This is a genomic window from Streptomyces sp. NPDC034099 (assembly GCF_055575415.1).
In genome coordinates this window covers 30,514-49,180 of the sequence record NZ_JBVISR010000010.1, presented here as the reverse complement: position 1 = coordinate 49,180, position 18,667 = coordinate 30,514, and the positions used below count along the sequence as shown (strand labels likewise).

Annotated in this window: 15 protein-coding genes; 14 read left to right on the top strand and 1 reads right to left on the bottom strand. The window is 72.7% G+C overall.

All coding sequences use genetic code 11. The annotated features are described in order from the left end of the window. The first annotated feature begins 2 nt into the window (after window positions 1-2). The 12 genes from ACZ56V_RS26625 to ACZ56V_RS26570 all read left to right on the top strand — a co-directional run bounded on the left by ACZ56V_RS26625 (window position 3) and on the right by ACZ56V_RS26570 (window position 14,927). The gene (locus ACZ56V_RS26625) at window positions 3-1,289 is read left to right on the top strand and encodes a dihydroorotase (RefSeq protein WP_398917126.1); all 1,287 of its coding nucleotides are present in this window, start codon (window positions 3-5) and stop codon (window positions 1,287-1,289) included. Next, window positions 1,286-1,861 (top strand): PH-like domain-containing protein, encoded by a 576-nt coding sequence (locus ACZ56V_RS26620; RefSeq protein ID WP_398917124.1) that lies wholly within the window; start codon window positions 1,286-1,288, stop codon window positions 1,859-1,861. Before ACZ56V_RS26625 ends, ACZ56V_RS26620 begins: the two co-directional genes overlap by 4 nt. Beyond that, window positions 1,858-3,000 carry a glutamine-hydrolyzing carbamoyl-phosphate synthase small subunit gene (gene carA, locus ACZ56V_RS26615; protein WP_468945734.1) on the top strand — a complete coding sequence of 381 codons (1,143 nt, stop codon included), beginning with the start codon at window positions 1,858-1,860 and terminating at the stop codon, window positions 2,998-3,000. The genes ACZ56V_RS26620 and carA overlap by 4 nt, the downstream gene beginning before the upstream one ends. Further along, a complete protein-coding gene (gene carB, locus ACZ56V_RS26610; protein WP_356365092.1) occupies window positions 2,993-6,301 on the top strand; it encodes a carbamoyl-phosphate synthase large subunit in 3,309 nt (1,102 codons plus the stop codon). The genes carA and carB overlap by 8 nt, the downstream gene beginning before the upstream one ends. A 78-nt stretch (window positions 6,302-6,379) precedes the next feature. Continuing rightward, on the top strand, window positions 6,380-7,486 hold the full coding sequence (locus ACZ56V_RS26605; protein WP_398917119.1) for a quinone-dependent dihydroorotate dehydrogenase: 1,107 nt from the start codon (window positions 6,380-6,382) through the stop codon (window positions 7,484-7,486). After that, on the top strand, window positions 7,483-8,328 hold the full coding sequence (gene pyrF, locus ACZ56V_RS26600) for an orotidine-5'-phosphate decarboxylase (protein WP_398917117.1): 846 nt from the start codon (window positions 7,483-7,485) through the stop codon (window positions 8,326-8,328). Before ACZ56V_RS26605 ends, pyrF begins: the two co-directional genes overlap by 4 nt. A gap of 223 nt (window positions 8,329-8,551) precedes the next feature. After that, a complete protein-coding gene (locus tag ACZ56V_RS26595) occupies window positions 8,552-8,875 on the top strand; it encodes an integration host factor (protein WP_003977346.1) in 324 nt (107 codons plus the stop codon). A 37-nt stretch (window positions 8,876-8,912) separates the two neighbouring features. Next, window positions 8,913-9,506: a guanylate kinase gene (gene gmk, locus ACZ56V_RS26590; protein ID WP_059299513.1), complete on the top strand. Its 594-nt coding sequence runs from the start codon at window positions 8,913-8,915 to the stop codon at window positions 9,504-9,506. 71 nt (window positions 9,507-9,577) lie between these two features. Continuing rightward, window positions 9,578-9,850, top strand: coding sequence for a DNA-directed RNA polymerase subunit omega (gene rpoZ / locus ACZ56V_RS26585; protein ID WP_003977348.1), 273 nt, complete (start codon window positions 9,578-9,580; stop codon window positions 9,848-9,850). Window positions 9,851-9,986: 136 nt separating this feature from the next. Continuing rightward, window positions 9,987-11,189 carry a bifunctional phosphopantothenoylcysteine decarboxylase/phosphopantothenate--cysteine ligase CoaBC gene (gene coaBC, locus ACZ56V_RS26580; RefSeq protein WP_398917115.1) on the top strand — a complete coding sequence of 401 codons (1,203 nt, stop codon included), beginning with the start codon at window positions 9,987-9,989 and terminating at the stop codon, window positions 11,187-11,189. Between the two features lie 239 nt (window positions 11,190-11,428). Continuing rightward, window positions 11,429-12,652 (top strand): methionine adenosyltransferase, encoded by a 1,224-nt coding sequence (gene metK, locus ACZ56V_RS26575; RefSeq protein WP_104636269.1) that lies wholly within the window; start codon window positions 11,429-11,431, stop codon window positions 12,650-12,652. 124 nt (window positions 12,653-12,776) lie between these two features. Continuing rightward, a complete protein-coding gene (locus ACZ56V_RS26570; RefSeq protein ID WP_468945726.1) occupies window positions 12,777-14,927 on the top strand; it encodes a primosomal protein N' in 2,151 nt (716 codons plus the stop codon). A gap of 99 nt (window positions 14,928-15,026) precedes the next feature. Here the strand turns inward: ACZ56V_RS26570 and ACZ56V_RS26565 are convergent, their stop codons facing one another. Then, window positions 15,027-15,578, bottom strand: a complete 552-nt coding sequence (locus ACZ56V_RS26565; protein ID WP_356365083.1) for a hypothetical protein — start codon at window positions 15,576-15,578, stop codon at window positions 15,027-15,029. A gap of 314 nt (window positions 15,579-15,892) precedes the next feature. Here ACZ56V_RS26565 and fmt point away from each other — a divergent pair, with 314 nt between their 5' ends. Together fmt and ACZ56V_RS26555 are read left to right on the top strand one after the other, a co-directional pair. Then, window positions 15,893-16,825 (top strand): methionyl-tRNA formyltransferase, encoded by a 933-nt coding sequence (fmt, locus tag ACZ56V_RS26560; protein ID WP_468945723.1) that lies wholly within the window; start codon window positions 15,893-15,895, stop codon window positions 16,823-16,825. A gap of 80 nt (window positions 16,826-16,905) precedes the next feature. Then, window positions 16,906-18,324, top strand: coding sequence for an RsmB/NOP family class I SAM-dependent RNA methyltransferase (locus ACZ56V_RS26555; protein ID WP_468945720.1), 1,419 nt, complete (start codon window positions 16,906-16,908; stop codon window positions 18,322-18,324). Window positions 18,325-18,667 lie beyond the last annotated feature (343 nt).

Here is an 18,667-nt window from a genome sequence, read left to right as displayed (position 1 = left end):
CGATGAGCAAGACCCTGATCCGCGGTGCGAAGGTGCTCGGCGGCGAGCCGCAGGACGTGCTGATCGACGGCGCCGTCATCGAGGCGGTCGGCCGGAACCTGTCCGCCGAGGGCGCGGAGGTCGTCGAGGCGGACGGCAAGGTGCTGCTGCCCGGCCTGGTCGACCTGCACACCCACCTGCGCGAGCCCGGCCGCGAGGACTCCGAGACCGTCCTGACCGGCACCCGCGCGGCCGCGAGCGGCGGCTACACCAGCGTCTTCGCCATGGCCAACACCTTCCCCGTCGCGGACACCGCCGGCGTCGTCGAGCAGGTCTGGCGGCTCGGCCAGGAGTCCGGCTACTGCGACGTGCAGCCCATCGGCGCCGTCACCGTCGGCCTGGAGGGCGCCAAGCTCGCCGAACTGGGCGCCATGCACGAGTCCGCGGCCGGCGTCACCGTCTTCTCCGACGACGGCAAGTGCGTCCACGACGCCGTGATCATGCGCCGCGCCCTGGAGTACGTGAAGGCCTTCGGCGGCGTCGTCGCCCAGCACGCCCAGGAGCCCCGGCTCACCGAGGGCGCCCAGATGAACGAGGGCGTCGTCTCCGCCGAGCTGGGCCTCGGCGGCTGGCCCGCCGTCGCCGAGGAGTCGATCATCGCCCGGGACGTGCTGCTCGCCGAGCACGTCGGCTCCCGCGTCCACATCTGCCACCTGTCGACCGCCGGGTCCGTCGAGATCGTCCGCTGGGCCAAGTCCCGCGGCATCGACGTCACCGCCGAGGTCACCCCGCACCACCTCCTCCTCACCGACGAGCTGGTCCGGTCGTACAACCCGGTCTACAAGGTCAACCCGCCGCTGCGCACCGAGCGCGACGTCATGGCCCTGCGCGAAGCGCTCGCCGACGGCACCATCGACATCGTCGCCACCGACCACGCCCCGCACCCGCACGAGGACAAGGACTGCGAGTGGGCCGCCGCCGCCATGGGGATGGTGGGCCTGGAGACCGCGCTGTCGGTGGTGCAGGCGACCATGGTGGACACGGGCCTGCTGGACTGGGCCGGCGTCGCCGACCGGATGTCCTTCAAGCCCGCGCGGATCGGACAGGCCACCGGACACGGCCGACCCGTCTCGGCTGGTGAGCCCGCCAACCTCACCCTCGTCGAGGAGGCATACCGTGGCCAGGTGGACCCCGCGGGCTTCGCCTCGCGCAGTCGCAACACCCCCTACGAGGGGCGTGAGCTGCCGGGCCGTGTGACGCACACGTGGCTGCGGGGCAAGGCCACGCTCGTCGACGGGAAGCTCACGTGACATCTGTAGCACCGGTAATCCTGCTGGCCGCCGAGAAGGAATCGGCGGAAGTGACCGACTGGGCCGCCCGCGTCGGCTGGGTCGTCGGCCTCGGCCTCTTCGTCGCGCTCGTCTACTGGCTGATGCGCGAGGGCTGGAAGTGGCGCGGCACGCTCCAGGGCGACCTCCCCGAACTGCCCGGCGCGCCGGACGACCCGGGTGCGGCGAAACTGGTGCTGAGCGGTCGCTACCACGGTTCCACCACCGCCGGGCAGTGGCTGGACCGCATCGTCGCGCACGGCCTGGGCACCCGCAGCCGGGTCGAGCTGACCCTGACCGACGCGGGACTGGACGTCGTACGCCCCGGCGCCGCCGACTTCTTCGTCCCCGTCGCCGCGCTGCGCGAGGCCCGTCTCGACAAGGGCATCGCCGGCAAGGTCCTCACCGAGGGCGGCCTGCTGGTCGTCACCTGGGCCCACGGCGACAAGCTGATCGACTCCGGCTTCCGCTCCGACCACGCGGCCGAGCACAACGAATGGGTCGAAACCCTGAACGACATGATCAACAAGACGGAAACGGAAGGCGCACGATGACGACCTCCAGCAGGGGAGCCCACCGGACTCCCGCCGTACTCGTCCTGGAGGACGGCCGGATCTTCCGCGGCCGTGCCTACGGGGCCGTGGGGGCCACCTTCGGCGAAGCCGTGTTCTCCACCGGCATGACCGGCTACCAGGAGACCCTCACCGACCCGTCGTACCACCGCCAGGTGGTCGTCATGACCGCCCCGCACGTCGGGAACACCGGGATCAACGACGAGGACATGGAGTCCAAGAGGATCTGGGTCTCCGGCTACGTCGTCCGCGACCCCGCCCGCGTGCCCTCCAGCTGGCGCTCGACGCGCACGCTGGACGAGGAGCTGGCCGCCCAGGGCGTCGTCGGCATCTCCGGCATCGACACCCGCGCCCTCACCCGCCACCTGCGCGAGCGCGGCGCCATGCGCGTCGGCATCTTCTCCGGCCAGGCGCTGCCCGACGAGGGCACCATGCTCACCGAGGTCCGCCGGGCCCCCGAGATGAGCGGCGCCGACCTGTCCGCCGAGGTCGCCACCACCGAGGCGTACGTCGTCCCGGCGATCGGTGCGAAAAAGTTCACCGTCGCCGCCGTCGACCTCGGCATCAAGGGCATGACCCCGCACCGCATGGCAGAGCGCGGCATCGAGGTGCACGTCCTGCCCGCCACCGCCACCGTCGACGACGTCTACGCCGTCAACCCGGACGGCGTGTTCTTCTCCAACGGCCCCGGCGACCCGTCCACCGCCGACCACCCGGTCTCCGTCATGCGGGGCGTCCTGGAGCGCGGAACCCCGCTCTTCGGCATCTGCTTCGGCAACCAGATCCTGGGCCGCGCGCTCGGCTTCGGCACCTTCAAGCTGAAGTACGGCCACCGCGGCATCAACCAGCCCGTGCAGGACCGTACGACCGGCAAGGTCGAGGTCACCGCGCACAACCACGGATTCGCCGTCGACGCCCCGCTCGACCAGGTCTCCGACACCCCCTACGGCCGCGCCGAGGTCTCCCACGTCTGCCTCAACGACAACGTGGTGGAGGGGCTCCAGCTCCTCGACCGGCCGGCCTTCAGCGTCCAGTACCACCCCGAAGCGGCAGCCGGCCCGCACGACGCCGCCTACCTGTTCGACCGCTTCGTGAAGCTCATGGAGGGCCAGCGTGCCTAAGCGCACCGATATCCAGTCCGTCCTGGTCATCGGCTCCGGCCCGATCGTCATCGGCCAGGCCGCCGAGTTCGACTACTCCGGCACCCAGGCGTGCCGCGTGCTCAAGGCCGAGGGCCTGCGCGTCGTCCTGGTGAACTCCAACCCGGCGACGATCATGACCGACCCGGAGATCGCCGACGCCACCTACGTCGAGCCGATCACCCCCGAGTTCGTCGAGAAGATCATCGCCAAGGAGCGCCCCGACGCGCTGCTGCCCACCCTGGGCGGCCAGACCGCGCTGAACACCGCCATCTCGCTGCACGGCAACGGCGTCCTGGAGAAGTACGGCGTCGAGCTGATCGGCGCCAACGTCGAGGCCATCAACAAGGGCGAGGACCGCGACCTGTTCAAGGAGGTCGTCGAGGAGGTCCGCAAGAAGATCGGCCACGGCGAGTCCGCCCGGTCCTACATCTGCCACTCCATGGACGACGTCCTCAAGGGCGTCGACGCGCTCGGCGGCTACCCCGTCGTCGTCCGCCCCTCCTTCACCATGGGCGGCGCCGGCTCCGGCTTCGCCCACGACGAGGAGGAGCTGCGCCGCATCGCCGGGCAGGGCCTCACCCTCTCGCCGACCACCGAGGTGCTCCTGGAGGAGTCCATCCTCGGCTGGAAGGAGTACGAGCTGGAGCTGATGCGCGACAAGAACGACAACGTCGTGGTCGTCTGCTCCATCGAGAACTTCGACCCCATGGGTGTGCACACCGGCGACTCGATCACCGTGGCGCCCGCCATGACGCTCACCGACCGCGAGTACCAGACCCTGCGTGACGTGGGCATCGCGATCATCCGCGAGGTCGGCGTCGACACCGGCGGCTGCAACATCCAGTTCGCGGTGAACCCGGCCGACGGCCGCGTCATCGTGATCGAGATGAACCCGCGCGTGTCCCGTTCCTCCGCGCTGGCCTCCAAGGCGACCGGCTTCCCCATCGCCAAGATCGCCGCCAAGCTTGCCGTCGGCTACACCCTCGACGAGATCCCCAACGACATCACGCAGGAGACCCCGGCCTCCTTCGAGCCGACCCTCGACTACGTGGTCGTCAAGGCCCCGCGCTTCGCCTTCGAGAAGTTCCCGAGCGCCGACTCCACCCTCACCACCACCATGAAGTCGGTCGGCGAGGCCATGGCCATCGGCCGCAACTTCACCGAGGCCTTCCAGAAGGCGCTGCGCTCCCTGGAGAAGAAGGGCAGCCAGTTCACCTTCGTCGGCGAGGTGGGCGACAAGAAGGCGCTGCTCGAAGAGGCCGTCCGGCCCACCGACGGCCGCATCAACGCCGTCATGCAGGCCATCCGCGCGGGCGCCACGCCCGAGGAGGTCTTCGAGTACACCAAGATCGACCCCTGGTTCGTCGACCAGCTCTTCCTGATCAAGGAGATCGCCGACGAGCTGGCCGCCGCGCCCGAGCTGACCGCCGACCTGCTCGCCGAGGCCAAGCGGCACGGCTTCTCCGACCAGCAGGTCGGCGAGATCCGCGGGCTGCGCGAGGACGTCGTCCGCGAGGTCCGCCACGCCCTCGGCATCCGCCCGGTCTACAAGACGGTCGACACCTGCGCCGCCGAGTTCGCCGCGAGGACGCCGTACTTCTACTCCTCCTACGACGAGGAGACCGAGGTCGCGCCGCGCGAGAAGCCGGCCGTCATCATCCTGGGCTCCGGCCCGAACCGCATCGGCCAGGGCATCGAGTTCGACTACTCCTGCGTCCACGCCTCCTTCGCGCTGTCGGACGCCGGGTACGAGACCGTGATGGTCAACTGCAACCCCGAGACCGTCTCCACCGACTACGACACCTCCGACCGGCTGTACTTCGAGCCGCTCACCCTGGAGGACGTCCTGGAGATCGTCCACGCCGAGCAGCAGGCGGGACCGGTCGCGGGCGTCGTCGTCCAGCTCGGCGGCCAGACCCCGCTGGGCCTGTCCCAGGCGCTCAAGGACAACGGCGTGCCGGTCGTCGGCACCTCGCCCGAGGCCATCCACGCCGCCGAGGACCGCGGCGCCTTCGGGCAGGTCCTGGCGCAGGCCGGGCTGCCGGCCCCCAAGCACGGCACCGCCACCACCTTCGCCGGGGCCAAGGCCATCGCTGACGAGATCGGCTACCCGGTCCTGGTGCGGCCCTCCTACGTCCTCGGCGGACGCGGCATGGAGATCGTCTACGACGAGACCCGTCTTGAGGCGTACATCGCCGAGTCGACCGAGATCAGCCCGTCCCGGCCGGTCCTGGTCGACCGCTTCCTGGACGACGCGATCGAGATCGACGTCGACGCCCTGTACGACGGCGAGGAGCTGTACCTCGGCGGCGTCATGGAGCACATCGAGGAGGCCGGCATCCACTCCGGCGACTCGGCGTGCGCCCTGCCCCCGATCACGCTGGGCGGTTTCGACATCAAGCGGCTGCGCGCCTCCACCGAGGGCATCGCCAAGGGCGTCGGCGTGCGCGGTCTGATCAACATCCAGTTCGCGCTGGCCGGGGACATCCTCTACGTCCTGGAGGCCAACCCGCGTGCCTCGCGCACCGTCCCCTTCACCTCCAAGGCGACGGCGGTGCCGCTGGCCAAGGCCGCCGCCCGCATCTCGCTGGGCGCCACCATCGCCGAACTGCGCGCCGAGGGCCTGCTCCCGGCGAACGGCGACGGCGGCACCCTGCCGCTGGACGCGCCGATCTCCGTCAAGGAGGCGGTGATGCCGTGGTCCCGCTTCCGGGACATCCACGGCCGCGGCGTCGACACGGTGCTGGGCCCGGAGATGCGCTCCACCGGCGAGGTCATGGGCATCGACTCCGTCTTCGGCACGGCGTACGCCAAGTCGCAGGCGGGCGCGTACGGGCCGCTGCCGACCAAGGGCCGCGCCTTCATCTCGGTCGCCAACCGCGACAAGCGCTCGATGATCTTCCCGGCGCGCGAGCTGGTCGCCCACGGCTTCGAGCTGATGGCCACCTCCGGCACCGCCGAGGTCCTCAAGCGCAACGGCATCAGCGCCACCGTCGTGCGCAAGCAGTCCGAGGGCACCGGCCCGAACGGCGAGAAGACCATCGTGCAGCTGATCCACGACGGCGAGGTCGACCTCATCGTCAACACCCCGTACGGCACGGGCGGCCGCCTCGACGGCTACGACATCCGGACGGCGGCCGTGGCCCGCTCCGTGCCCTGCCTGACCACGGTCCAGGCGCTGGCCGCGGCGGTGCAGGGCATCGACGCCCTCAACCACGGTGACGTGGGAGTGCGCTCACTCCAGGAACACGCCGAATTCCTGACCGCGGCCCGCGACTAGCAGCCCCGAGGGGGACACCGGAAACGGTGTCCCCCTCTTCATGAGCCCCAGCGCATCACAGAGGCCTCACGAGGACACATGTACAAGATCTTCTTCAAGCTCGTCTTCTCCCGCATGGACCCGGAGCAGGCCCACCACCTCGCCTTCCGCTGGATCCGCCTGGCCGTGCGGGTCCCCGTCCTGCGCACCTTCGTCGCCGCCGCGCTCGCGCCCCGCTTCGAGGAACTGCGCACCGAGGCCCTCGGCCTGCGCATGCACGGCCCCTTCGGGCTCGCCGCCGGCTTCGACAAGAACGCGGTCGCGATCGACGGCATGGCGATGCTCGGCTTCGACCACGTCGAGATCGGCACCGTCACCGGCGAGCCCCAGCCCGGCAACCCCAAGAAGCGGCTGTTCCGCCTGGTGGGCGACCGGGCGCTGATCAACCGCATGGGCTTCAACAACGACGGCTCACTGGCCGTCGCGGCCCGGCTGGCCTCCCGCACGCCCGTCTTCCGGACCGTCGTCGGCGTCAACATCGGCAAGACGAAGGTCGTCCCGGAGGAGGAGGCCGTCGGCGACTACGTGAAGTCCGCCGAGCGGCTGGCCCCGCACGCCGACTACCTGGTCGTCAACGTCTCCTCGCCCAACACACCCGGCCTGCGCAACCTCCAGGCCACCGAGGCGCTGCGCCCGCTGCTGAGCGCGGTCCGAGAGGCCGCCGACCGCGCGGTGACCGCCCGGCGTGTCCCGCTGCTGGTCAAGATCGCGCCGGACCTGGCCGACGAGGACGTGGACGCGGTCGCCGACCTGGCCGTGGAGCTGGGCCTGGACGGCATCATCGCCACCAACACCACCATCGCCCGCGAGGACCTCGGGCTGGTCTCCCCGCCCGCCCTCGTCGGGGAGACCGGCGGGCTGTCCGGCGCCCCCCTCAAGGCGCGGTCCCTCGAGGTGCTGCGCCGCCTCTACGCGCGTGTGGGCGACCGGATCACCCTGGTGGGCGTCGGCGGCGTCGAGACCGCCGAGGACGCCTGGGAGCGCATCCTGGCCGGTGCCACGCTGGTCCAGGGCTACAGCGCGTTCATCTACGAAGGGCCCTTCTGGGGCCGAGCCATCCACAAGGGGCTCGCCGCGCGCCTGCGGCAGAGCCCGTACGCCACCCTCGCCGACGCGGTCGGCGCCGACGCAAGGAAGCACTCATGACGGTGATGGAACCCTTCGGCGCCCGGCTGCGCCGCGCGATGGACGAGCGCGGTCCGCTGTGCGTCGGCATCGACCCGCACGCCTCCCTGCTCGCCGAGTGGGGCCTGAACGACGACGTGGCCGGCCTCGAGCGCTTCAGCCGCACCGTCGTGGAGGCGATGGCGGACCGGGTCGCCGTCCTCAAGCCGCAGAGCGCCTTCTTCGAGCGCTTCGGCTCGCGCGGCGTCGCCGTGCTGGAGAAGTCGGTCCGGGAGGCGCGCGCCGCCGGCGCGCTGGTCGTGATGGACGCCAAGCGCGGCGACATCGGCTCGACCATGGCCGCGTACGCCGAGTCGTTCCTGCACAAGGACGCCCCGCTGTTCTCGGACGCGCTGACCGTCTCCCCCTACCTCGGCTACGGCTCCCTGAAGCCGGCCGTCGACCTGGCGCGCGAGAGCGGCGCGGGCCTGTTCGTGCTGGCGCTGACCTCCAACCCGGAGGGCGGCGAGGTCCAGCGGGCCGTCCGGGACGACGGGCGCAGCGTCGGGGCGACGATGCTGGCGCACCTGGCCGCCGAGAACGCGGGTCAGGAGCCGCTGGGCTCCTTCGGCGCGGTGGTCGGTGCCACGCTCGGCGACCTGTCCTCGTACGACCTGGGCATCAACGGTCCGCTGCTGGCGCCGGGCATCGGTGCCCAGGGAGCCACGCCCGCGGACCTGCCGCGCGTCTTCGGTGCGGCGGTGCGCGACGTGGTGCCCAACGTCAGCCGGGGTGTCCTTCGTCACGGTCCCGATGTGGCCGCGTTGCGGAGGGCCGCGGACCGTTTCGCGGGGGAGATCCGGACCGCGGTCACGGCGTCCTGACTCTGGATACATCCTCAAATCCGAGGGAGTATGTCCTAAATGTCCGGCCTGACGGAGGCTGACCAGGACTTTTCCGCTGTTCTCGCTGACTCTGGCGGACTTGACCGCTAGTCTCCGTCGAGAGTCAACGGGCAAGCGTGTTGCTCGTGGCTCACCAGGTGAGGGGCGACTAGGTTCCTCACCGGTCCGTATCCGACAGTTCGACATCCGAGGTGACGTAGGCGTGGCTCTTCCGCCCCTTACCCCTGAACAGCGCGCAGCCGCGCTCGAAAAGGCCGCCGCGGCTCGCCGGGAGCGGGCCGAGGTCAAGAATCGACTCAAGCACTCCGGCGCCTCCCTCCACGAGGTCATCAAGCAGGGTCAGGAGAACGACGTCATCGGCAAGATGAAGGTCTCCGCCCTCCTCGAGTCCCTGCCGGGCGTGGGCAAAGTCCGCGCCAAGCAGATCATGGAGCGACTGGGCATCTCCGAGAGCCGCCGCGTGCGCGGTCTCGGGTCCAACCAGATCGCGTCCCTGGAGCGCGAGTTCGGCAGCACCGGCAGCTGAGTCCGGACCACTCCGGGATTGCTGGAATAATCGCTGCATGGCTGCAACACCCCGGGGGACGTCCCCCGTACCCCCGGACGCACGTCCGCGGCTGACCGTGCTCTCCGGCCCCTCGGGGGTCGGCAAGAGCACGGTCGTCGCCCATATGCGCAAGGAACACCCCGAGGTATGGCTGTCGGTCTCGGCGACGACCCGCAGCCCCCGCCCCGGCGAGCAGCACGGCGTCCACTACTTCTTCGTCAGCGACGAGGAGATGGACAAGCTGATCGCCAACGGCGAGCTGCTGGAGTGGGCCGAGTTCGCCGGCAACCGCTACGGCACGCCGCGCACGGCCGTACTGGAGCGCCTGGAGGCCGGTGAGCCGGTCCTCCTGGAGATCGACCTCCAGGGAGCGCGGCAGGTCCGCGAGTCCATGCCCGAGGCCCGGCTGGTGTTCCTGGCCCCGCCCTCCTGGGACGAGCTGGTGCGCAGGCTCACCGGCCGGGGCACCGAACCGCCCGAGGTGATCGAGCGCCGCCTCACCGCGGCCAAGGTCGAGCTGGCGGCCGAGCCGGAGTTCGACCAGACCCTGGTGAACACCTCGGTCGAGGACGTGGCCCGCGAGCTGCTAGCCTTGACGAACGTCGTGTGATCGCCACTGGTCACCCTGTGGCCGTCCCGGTCATCCCGACTGAATCTTTCCCATCCATCGGAAGGTAGAGCGTGTCCTCTTCCATCTCCGCGCCCGAGGGCATCATCAACCCGCCGATCGACGAGCTCCTCGAGGCCACGGACTCGAAGTACAGCCTCGTGATCTACGCGGCCAAGCGGGCCCGCCAGATCAACGCGTACTACTCGCAGCTCGGCGAGGGCCTCCTCGAGTACGTCGGTCCGCTCGTCGACACCCACGTCCACGAGAAGCCGCTCTCGATCGCCCTGCGCGAGATCAACGCGGGGCTGCTGACCTCCGAGGCCATCGAGGGCCCGGCGCAGTAGTGCCAGCAGCATCGGCGGTAATATCTTCAGCCTTGCGCTGACTTATCCACAGGCCCGGCAGCCCGACTGTCGGGCCTGTGGTGTGTGATGGGACGTACGCGCAGTCCGAGCGCGGCATCCGAACCGGGGAGAGACGGTGGACAAGCCCAAGGTCGTTCTGGGGGTCAGCGGCGGCATCGCCGCGTACAAGGCCTGTGAGCTGCTGCGCAGACTCACCGAGTCCGGGCACGAGGTCCGGGTCGTCCCCACCGCCTCCGCACTGCACTTCGTAGGCGCCGCCACCTGGTCCGCCCTGTCCGGCAACCCCGTGTCGACCGAGGTGTGGGACGACGTCCACGAGGTCCCGCACGTGCGCATCGGACAGCACGCCGACCTGGTCGTCGTCGCCCCGGCCACCGCCGACATGCTCGCCAAGGCGGCCCACGGCCTGGCCGACGACCTGCTGACGAACACCCTGCTCACGGCCCGCTGCCCGGTGGTCTTCGCCCCCGCCATGCACACCGAGATGTGGGAGCACCCGGCCACCCAGGAGAACGTGGCGACGCTGCGCCGCCGCGGTGCCGTCGTCGTCGAGCCCGCCGTCGGCCGCCTCACCGGCGTCGACACCGGCAAGGGCCGGCTGCCCGACCCGGGCGAGATCTTCGAGGTCTGCCGCCGGGTCCTCGCCCGGGGGGTGCGCGAGCCCGACCTCGCCGGACGGCACGTCGTGGTCAGCGCCGGCGGCACCCGGGAGCCCCTCGACCCGGTCCGCTTTCTCGGCAACCGCTCCTCCGGCAAGCAGGGCTACGCCCTCGCCCGCACCGCGGCCGCCCGCGGCGCCCGCGTCACGCTCGTCGCGGCGAACACGTCGATGCCGGACCCGGCCGGCGTGGACGTGGTGCCGGTCGGTACGGCGGTGGAGCTGCGCGAGGCGATGCTGCGCGCCGCGGCGGACGCCGACGCCGTCGTCATGGCCGCCGCGGTGGCCGACTTCCGGCCGGCGACCTACGCCACGGGGAAGATCAAGAAGAAGGACGACCGGGAACCCGAGCCGATCACCCTGGTACGTAATCCGGACATCCTCGCGGAGATCTCCACGACCCGGGCCCGCTCCGGGCAGGTGATCGTCGGCTTCGCCGCCGAGACCGACGACGTCCTGGCCAACGGCCGCGCCAAGCTGAAGCGCAAGGGCTGCGACCTCCTCGTGGTGAACGAGGTGGGGGAGCGCAAGACCTTCGGCTCCGAGGAGAACGAGGCGGTGGTCCTGGGCGCCGACGGCAGCGAGACGCCGGTCGCCCACGGCCCGAAGGAAGCCCTGGCCGACACGGTCTGGGACCTCGTCACCCGGCGGCTGGAGTGAATGACCCATTTGCTCGAAGGAGCCGCGAAGACGACGTATTCGAGCGTGGCGCCCCTGGCCAAGGGCACTTCCTTCTGGGCAGAATGCCCGTGCCGCAGGTCACAGCCCTCCCGAGAGCTGAGACAGGTGGGCCCGCGGCAGAGTGCGACCGATAAACTGTTCTCGGACGTCGCCGGGTGCAGCTCCCCGTGCCGTCCACCAATGATCAGCCAGCAGCCGCTGCAACCCCAGGGAGCGTTGTGTCCCGTCGCCTGTTCACCTCGGAGTCCGTGACCGAAGGTCACCCCGACAAGATCGCTGACCAGATCAGCGACACGATTCTCGACGCGCTTCTGCGTGAGGACCCGACCTCCCGGGTCGCCGTCGAAACCCTGATCACCACCGGTCTGGTGCACGTGGCCGGCGAGGTCACCACCAAGGCCTACGCGGACATCGCCAACCTGGTCCGCGGCAAGATCCTGGAGATCGGTTACGACTCCTCCAAGAAGGGCTTCGACGGCGCGTCCTGCGGCGTCTCGGTCTCCATCGGCGCCCAGTCCCCGGACATCGCGCAGGGCGTCGACACGGCGTACGAGAGCCGGGTCGGGGGAGCCGCCGCAGGTGACGACACCGACGAGCTGGACCGCCAGGGCGCCGGCGACCAGGGCCTGATGTTCGGCTACGCGTCCGACGAGACGCCGACGCTGATGCCGCTGCCGGTCTTCCTGGCGCACCGCCTGTCCAAGCGCCTGTCCGAGGTCCGCAAGAACGGCACCATCCCCTACCTGCGCCCGGACGGCAAGACCCAGGTCACCATCGAGTACGACGGCGACAAGGCGGTCCGCCTGGACACGGTCGTCGTCTCGTCCCAGCACGCGAGCGACATCGACCTGGAGTCGCTGCTGGCCCCGGACATCAAGGAGTTCGTCGTCGAGCCGGAGCTGAAGGCGCTCCTGGAGGACGGCATCAAGATCGACACGGAGAACTACCGTCTCCTGGTCAACCCGACCGGCCGTTTCGAGATCGGTGGCCCGATGGGCGACGCCGGCCTGACCGGCCGCAAGATCATCATCGACACCTACGGCGGCATGGCCCGGCACGGCGGCGGCGCCTTCTCCGGCAAGGACCCGTCGAAGGTCGACCGCTCCGCGGCGTACGCGATGCGCTGGGTCGCCAAGAACGTCGTGGCCGCGGGTCTCGCCGCGCGCTGCGAGGTCCAGGTCGCCTACGCCATCGGCAAGGCCGAGCCGGTCGGTCTGTTCGTGGAGACCTTCGGCACCGCCAAGGTCGAGCCCGAGAAGATCGAGAAGGCGATCGACGAGGTCTTCGACCTGCGCCCGGCCGCCATCATCCGCGACCTCGACCTGCTGCGCCCGATCTACGCCCAGACCGCGGCGTACGGGCACTTCGGCCGTGAGCTGCCCGACTTCACCTGGGAGCGCACCGACCGCGTGGACGCGCTGCGCGAGGCGGCGGGCCTGTAAGCACCCGGGCGCGGTGCGCCCGACGGGTAGGTGACGAGGCCCGGTGCCCCCTCGGGGGCGCCGGGCCTCGCCGCATGCTCCCTGCCCCGGCCGTGCTGTCAGTGGTCTTTGCGAGAATGCAGGCGTGAGCAGCGAGGACGGACCGGAGCAGGGCGACGCGCGGGACGCGCCGCCCGAGCAGCTCGCGCTCATCCGGGAGACCGTGCGCAAGGCGAAGACCCCACGGGCCAAGCCGCGCACCTGGCGCGGAGCCGCGCTCGCCAAGGAACTGCCGGTCGCCAGGGTCCTGGTCGACAAGGGCGTGCTCCACCTCGACCGGTACTTCGACTACGCCGTGCCCGAGGAACTGGACGCCGAGGCCCAGCCCGGTGTGCGGGTGCGGGTGCGCTTCGGAGCCGGACGGCACCGGGTGCGGGACGGGCGGCGCGAGGGCGGCGGGCTCATCGACGGCTTCCTCGTCGAGCGGCTCGCCGAGTCCGACTACCCGGGGCCGCTGGCGGCACTGGCCCAGGTCGTCTCGCCCGAGCGGATCCTCGGCGAGGAGCTGCTCGGCCTCGTCCGGGCGGTCGCCGACCGGTACGCGGGCAGCGTCGCGGACGTCCTCCAGCTCGCCGTACCCCCGCGCAACGCGCGCGCCGAGAAACGGGCCTCGCCGCAACCGCTGCCCGCGCCGCCGGTCCCCGAGCCGGGATCGTGGGCGCGCTACGAGCAGGGGGCCGCGTTCGTGGCGGCCCTCGCGTCCGGCGGCGCTCCGCGCGCGGTGTGGAACGCGCTGCCGGGTCCGCAGTGGACCGAGGAGCTCGCGCGGGCCGTCGCGGCGACGCTGGCCTCCGGCCGAGGCGCCCTCGTGGTCCTGCCGGACGGCCGGGCGGTCGCCCGCGCCGACGCCGCGCTCACCGCGCTGCTCGGCGAGGGGCGGCACGCGGTGCTCACCGCCGACGCCGGTCCCGAGAAGCGGTACGCGCAGTGGCTCGCGGTGCGCCGGGGTGCGGTACGGGCCGTGATCGGGACCCGCGCCGCCATGTTCGCGCCGGTGCGGGACCTCGGTCTGGTCGCCCTGTGGGACGACGGCGACGACAGCCACAGCGAGCCGCACGCCCCGCAGCCGCACGCCCGCGAGGTGCTGCTGCTGCGCGCCGCGCAGGACCGGTGCGCCTTCCTGCTGGGCGGCTGGAGCTGCACCGTGGAGGCGGCCCAGCTGGTGGAGACCGGCTGGGCCCGGCCGCTGGTCGCCGCGCGGGAGCAGGTACGGGCCACCGCGCCCCTGGTGCGGACCGTGGGGGACCAGGACCTGGCCCGGGACGAGGCCGCCCGCGCCGCCCGGCTGCCGACCCTCGCCTGGCAGGCCGTCAGGGACGGGCTGCGGCACGGGCCGGTGCTCGTGCAGGTGCCCCGGCGGGGTTACGTACCGCGGATGGCCTGCGCGGCGTGCCGGACACCCGCGCGGTGCCGGCACTGCTCGGGCCCCTTGGAGGGGCAGGAGTCCGGACCCGCGCTGCGGTGCGGCTGGTGCGGGCGCGAGGAGAGCGCCTGGCACTGCCCGGAGTGCGGGGCCTTCCGGCTGCGGGCGCAGATCGTGGGCGCCCGGCGCACCGCGGAGGAGCTGGGGCGGGCCTTTCCTGCCGTGCCCGTGCGCACCTCCGGGCGGGAGCACGTGCTGGACACCGTGTCCGAGGCCCCGGCGCTGGTCGTGAGCACGCCGGGGGCCGAACCCGTGGCCGAGGGCGGTTACGCGGCGGCACTGCTGCTCGACGGCTGGGCGATGCTCGGCCGTCCCGATCTGCGCGCCGGTGAGGACGCGTTGCGGCGCTGGCTGGCCGCCGCCGCCCTGGTGCGCCCGCAGGGCGCCGGGGGCACCGTCGTCGCGGTCGCCGAGCCGACTCTGCGGCCGGTGCAGGCGCTGGTGCGCTGGGACCCCGTCGGCCACGCGCTGCGGGAGCTGGCCGAACGGGCCGAGCTGGGCTTTCCGCCGGTGTCGCGGATGGCGGCCGTGGCGGGGCCGGCGGAGGCGGTGACCGGCTTCCTCGACGCGGTCGACCTGCCGCGGGAGGCGGAGGTGCTCGGACCGGTGCCCCTGCCGGTCACGGCACCGGGACGGCCGCGGCGGGTGGGTGCGCCGCCGCCAGGAGAGCACTGGGAGCGCGCGCTGGTCCGGGTGCCGCCGGGGCGCGGGGCGGCGCTGGCCGGTGCGCTGAAGGCCGCCCAGGCGGCGCGGACGGCACGCGGGAGCGACGCGGCGGTGTGGGTGCGGATCGATCCGCCCGACATCGGGTGAGGGGCGTACACGCCGCGGCCCTCCGTCTCCCGGGGTCGGGGAGGGACGGAGGGCCGGTGCGAGGTCGCGGCTCGGCCGGTGCGGATCAGTGGGTGCGGGTCAGCCGTTGCGCGGGGCGGGGAAGGCGGTCGGGCGGACCTCGTCGCGCAGGGACGGGCTGCCCGACGTCGGCTGGGTCGGCATGGAGCGGGCCGCCGGGACCGTGGGCACCGGGGGGAGGCCCGAGCCCACGTTGACCGGGCGCGTGCCCGTCGGCTCCGGAGTGTGCTCGGTGGTCTCGGCGGCGGGCGCCGTCTGGGCCGCGGCGCGGCGGGAGCCGTAGCGCCGGTGCACCGCCTGCTTGGTGACGCCGAGCGCCGAGCCCACCGCGTCCCACGAGAAGCCGAGTGAACGGTCGAAGTCCACGGCGGCCGTGACCAGGGTCTCGACACTGTCCCGCAGTTCCTGCGCGAGACGGACCGTCGGGGCGGGGGCGCGCCCGTAGACGACGAAGCCCGCGGAGGGGCCGGAGCGGCGCGGGCGGTAGACGTTGCCCAACTGGGCGGTGAGGGTGCGCAGTGCGTCCACCTGCCGGCGGACCCGCTCGATGTCCCGCACCAGCAAGTGCAGGCTGGCCCGAGCCTGGGCGTCGTGGGTTGCGTGGTCGGCCATGAACAAGCCTCTCGAACCGGCGTTGAAAGGAATCGGGCCGCGCGGGCGGCCCGGTCAACTCTTCCTTGACCAACGTGCGGGTGCGGGGGTTGGTCACGGGTGGGGGGCGTGGGCGGTGAGTCGTGCGCCCCCTCGGCCATCGGCCTCGGGGGTCTCCCGCCCGCGCACCACCCGGGCACCACCCGTTTCCAGTCGGTCGAGAGGCTGAGCTCTCCCGTGGGGGCGCCGCGCCGTCGGCGGCTTTCCGCGATCCGAGGGCTCGTAGACTGGTGCGTCGCCCGCCAACGTTCCCGCCCGAGAGGCCCGTCCCACCCATGAAGCTCGTCTTCGCCGGTACCCCCGAGGTCGCCGTCCCAGCCCTGGACGCCCTGATCGCCTCCGGGCGTCACGAGGTGGCCGCCGTCGTCACGCGGCCCGACGCGCCGGCCGGGCGCGGGCGCCGACTGGTCGCCTCGCCCGTGGCCGAGCGGGCCGAGGAGGCGGGCATCGAGGTGCTCAAGCCCGCGAAGCCGCGCGACCCCGACTTCCTGGACCGGCTGCGCGAGATCGCGCCCGACTGCTGCCCCGTCGTCGCCTACGGCGCCCTGCTGCCCCGCGTCGCCCTGGACGTGCCCGCGCGCGGCTGGGTCAACCTGCACTTCTCGCTGCTGCCCGCCTGGCGCGGCGCGGCCCCCGTGCAGCACGCGCTGATGGCGGGCGACGAGATCACCGGCGCGTCCACCTTCCTGATCGAGGAGGGCCTGGACTCCGGGCCCGTGTACGGGACGGTCACCGAGACCATCCGCCCTACCGACACCAGCGGCGACCTGCTGACCCGGCTGGCCTTCGCCGGTGCCGGGCTGCTCGCGGCCACCATGGACGGCATCGAGGACGGCAGCCTGAAGGCGGTACCGCAGCCGGACGAGGGCGTCACCCTCGCCCCGAAGATCACCGTCGAGGACGCCCGGGTCGACTGGACCGCCCCCGCGCTGCGCGTGGACCGGGTGGTGCGCGGCTGCACCCCGGCCCCCGGCGCCTGGACCACCTTCCGCGGCGAGCGGCTCAAGCTCGTGCAGGCCGTCCCCCTGCCCGACCGGACCGACCTCGCCCCGGGGCGGCTCGCCGCCGGGAAGAACAACGTGTACGTCGGCACCGGCTCGCACGCCGTCGAGCTGCTGTGGGTGCAGGCACAGGGCAAGAAGCCGATGCGGGCGGCGGACTGGGCGCGCGGGGCGCGGATCACCGAGGGCGAGCAGGTCGGCGACTGACCCGCGCCCCCGCACCACCGTTCACCGGCCCGGCGTACGCTGGTGAGCGCACTTCATCCCACACCCGGAGCACCTTTTTCGTGAGCGAGCAGCCCCGCCGTCCCCGCAAGCCCTACCGCAGGCCGCAGAAGGACCCCGTCCGCATCCTCGCCTTCGAGGCGCTCCGGGCCGTGGACGAGCGGGACGCGTACGCCAACCTCGTCCTGCCGCCGCTGCTGCGCAAGGCGCGGGAGAAGGAGGGCCCCGAGAAGTTCGACGCCCGGGACGCGGCGCTCGCGACCGAGCTGGTGTACGGGACGCTGCGCCGGCAGGGGACGTACGACGCGATCATCGCGGACTGCGTGGACCGGCCGCTGCGCGAGGTCGATCCGCCGGTCCTCGACGTCCTCAGCCTGGGCGTGCACCAGCTGCTGGGGACGCGGATCCCGAGCCACGCCGCCGTCTCCGCCTCCGTGGAGCTGGCGCGGGTCGTGCTCGGGGACGGGCGGGCCAAGTTCGTCAACGCCGTGCTGCGCAAGGTGGCCCGGGACGACCTCGACGGGTGGCTGGAGCGCGTTGCCCCGCCCTACGACGAGGACCCCGAGGACCACCTGGCCGTCGTGCACTCGCACCCGCGCTGGGTGGTCTCCGCGCTGTGGGACTCGCTGGGCGGCGGCCGCACCGGCATCGAGGAACTGCTGGCCGCCGACAACGAACGCCCCGAGGTCACCCTCGTCGCGCGGCCGGGCCGGGCCACCCCCGAGGAACTGCTCGGCGAGGAGGCCGCCGTACCGGGGCGCTGGTCGCCCTACGCGGTGCGGCTGAGCGAGGGCGGTGAACCCGGGGCCGTCGAGGCCGTGCGGGAGGGCCGCGCCGGTGTGCAGGACGAGGGCAGCCAGCTGGTCGCCCTGGCCCTCGCCAACGCGCCGCTGGACGGGCCGGACCGGCGCTGGCTGGACGGGTGCGCGGGACCCGGCGGCAAGGCCGCGCTCCTCGCCGCGCTCGCCGCCGAGCGGGGCGCCTTCCTGCTGGCCTCCGAGAAGCAGCCGCACCGCGCCGGGCTGGTGGCCAGGGCGCTGGACGGCAATCCCGGCCCCTACCAGGTGATCGCCGCCGACGGCACCCGCCCGGCATGGCGGCCCGGGAGCTTCGACCGCGTCCTGGTCGACGTGCCGTGCACGGGGCTCGGTGCCCTGCGGCGCCGGCCCGAGGCGCGCTGGCGGCGCCGCCCCGAGGACCTGGACGGCTTCGCGCCGCTCCAGCGCGGGCTGCTGCGCAGTGCCCTGGAGGCCGTGCGGGTCGGGGGCGTCGTCGCCTACGCGACCTGCTCGCCGCACCTCGCGGAGACCCGCGCCGTCGTCACGGACGTCCGCAAGCAGTTCCCCGGCACCGACCTCGTCGACGCCCGCCCGCTGCTGCCCGGCGTCCCCACCCTGGGCGAGGGCCCCGACATCCAGCTGTGGCCCCACCTCCACGGCACGGACGCGATGTACCTCGCCCTGATCCGCCGCACCGCGTAAGGCGCCCCGGCAGGGGCGCGGGGCTGTGACATTGTGCGGCTCCGCCGCGTGGGCGCGACCGGCCTCGCGGGACCCGCACCCGGCGACGATCCGCGACCACCCCCAGGGGCGCGGGGCTGTGACACTGTGCGGCTCCGCCGCGTGGGCGCGACCGGCCCCGCGGGACCCGCGCCCGGCGACGATCCGCGACCACCCCCAGGGGCGCGGGGCTGTGACACTGTGCGGCTCCGCCGCGTGGGCGCGACCAACCCCACGGGACCCGCGCCCGGCGACGATCCGCGACCACCCCCAGGGGCGCGGGGCTGTGACACTGTGCGGCTCCGCCGCGTGGGCGCGACCAACC

Coding starts and splice junctions, on each gene's coding strand:
- ACZ56V_RS26565 (WP_356365083.1), bottom strand. CDS start 15,578: ATGGCCGACCACGCAACCCACGACGCCCAGGCTCGGGCCAGCCTGCAC.
- ACZ56V_RS26625 (WP_398917126.1), top strand. CDS start 3: ATGAGCAAGACCCTGATCCGCGGTGCGAAGGTGCTCGGCGGCGAGCCG.
- fmt (WP_468945723.1), top strand. CDS start 15,893: ATGAAGCTCGTCTTCGCCGGTACCCCCGAGGTCGCCGTCCCAGCCCTG.
- carA (WP_468945734.1), top strand. CDS start 1,858: ATGACGACCTCCAGCAGGGGAGCCCACCGGACTCCCGCCGTACTCGTC.
- ACZ56V_RS26605 (WP_398917119.1), top strand. CDS start 6,380: ATGTACAAGATCTTCTTCAAGCTCGTCTTCTCCCGCATGGACCCGGAG.
- gmk (WP_059299513.1), top strand. CDS start 8,913: ATGGCTGCAACACCCCGGGGGACGTCCCCCGTACCCCCGGACGCACGT.
- pyrF (WP_398917117.1), top strand. CDS start 7,483: ATGACGGTGATGGAACCCTTCGGCGCCCGGCTGCGCCGCGCGATGGAC.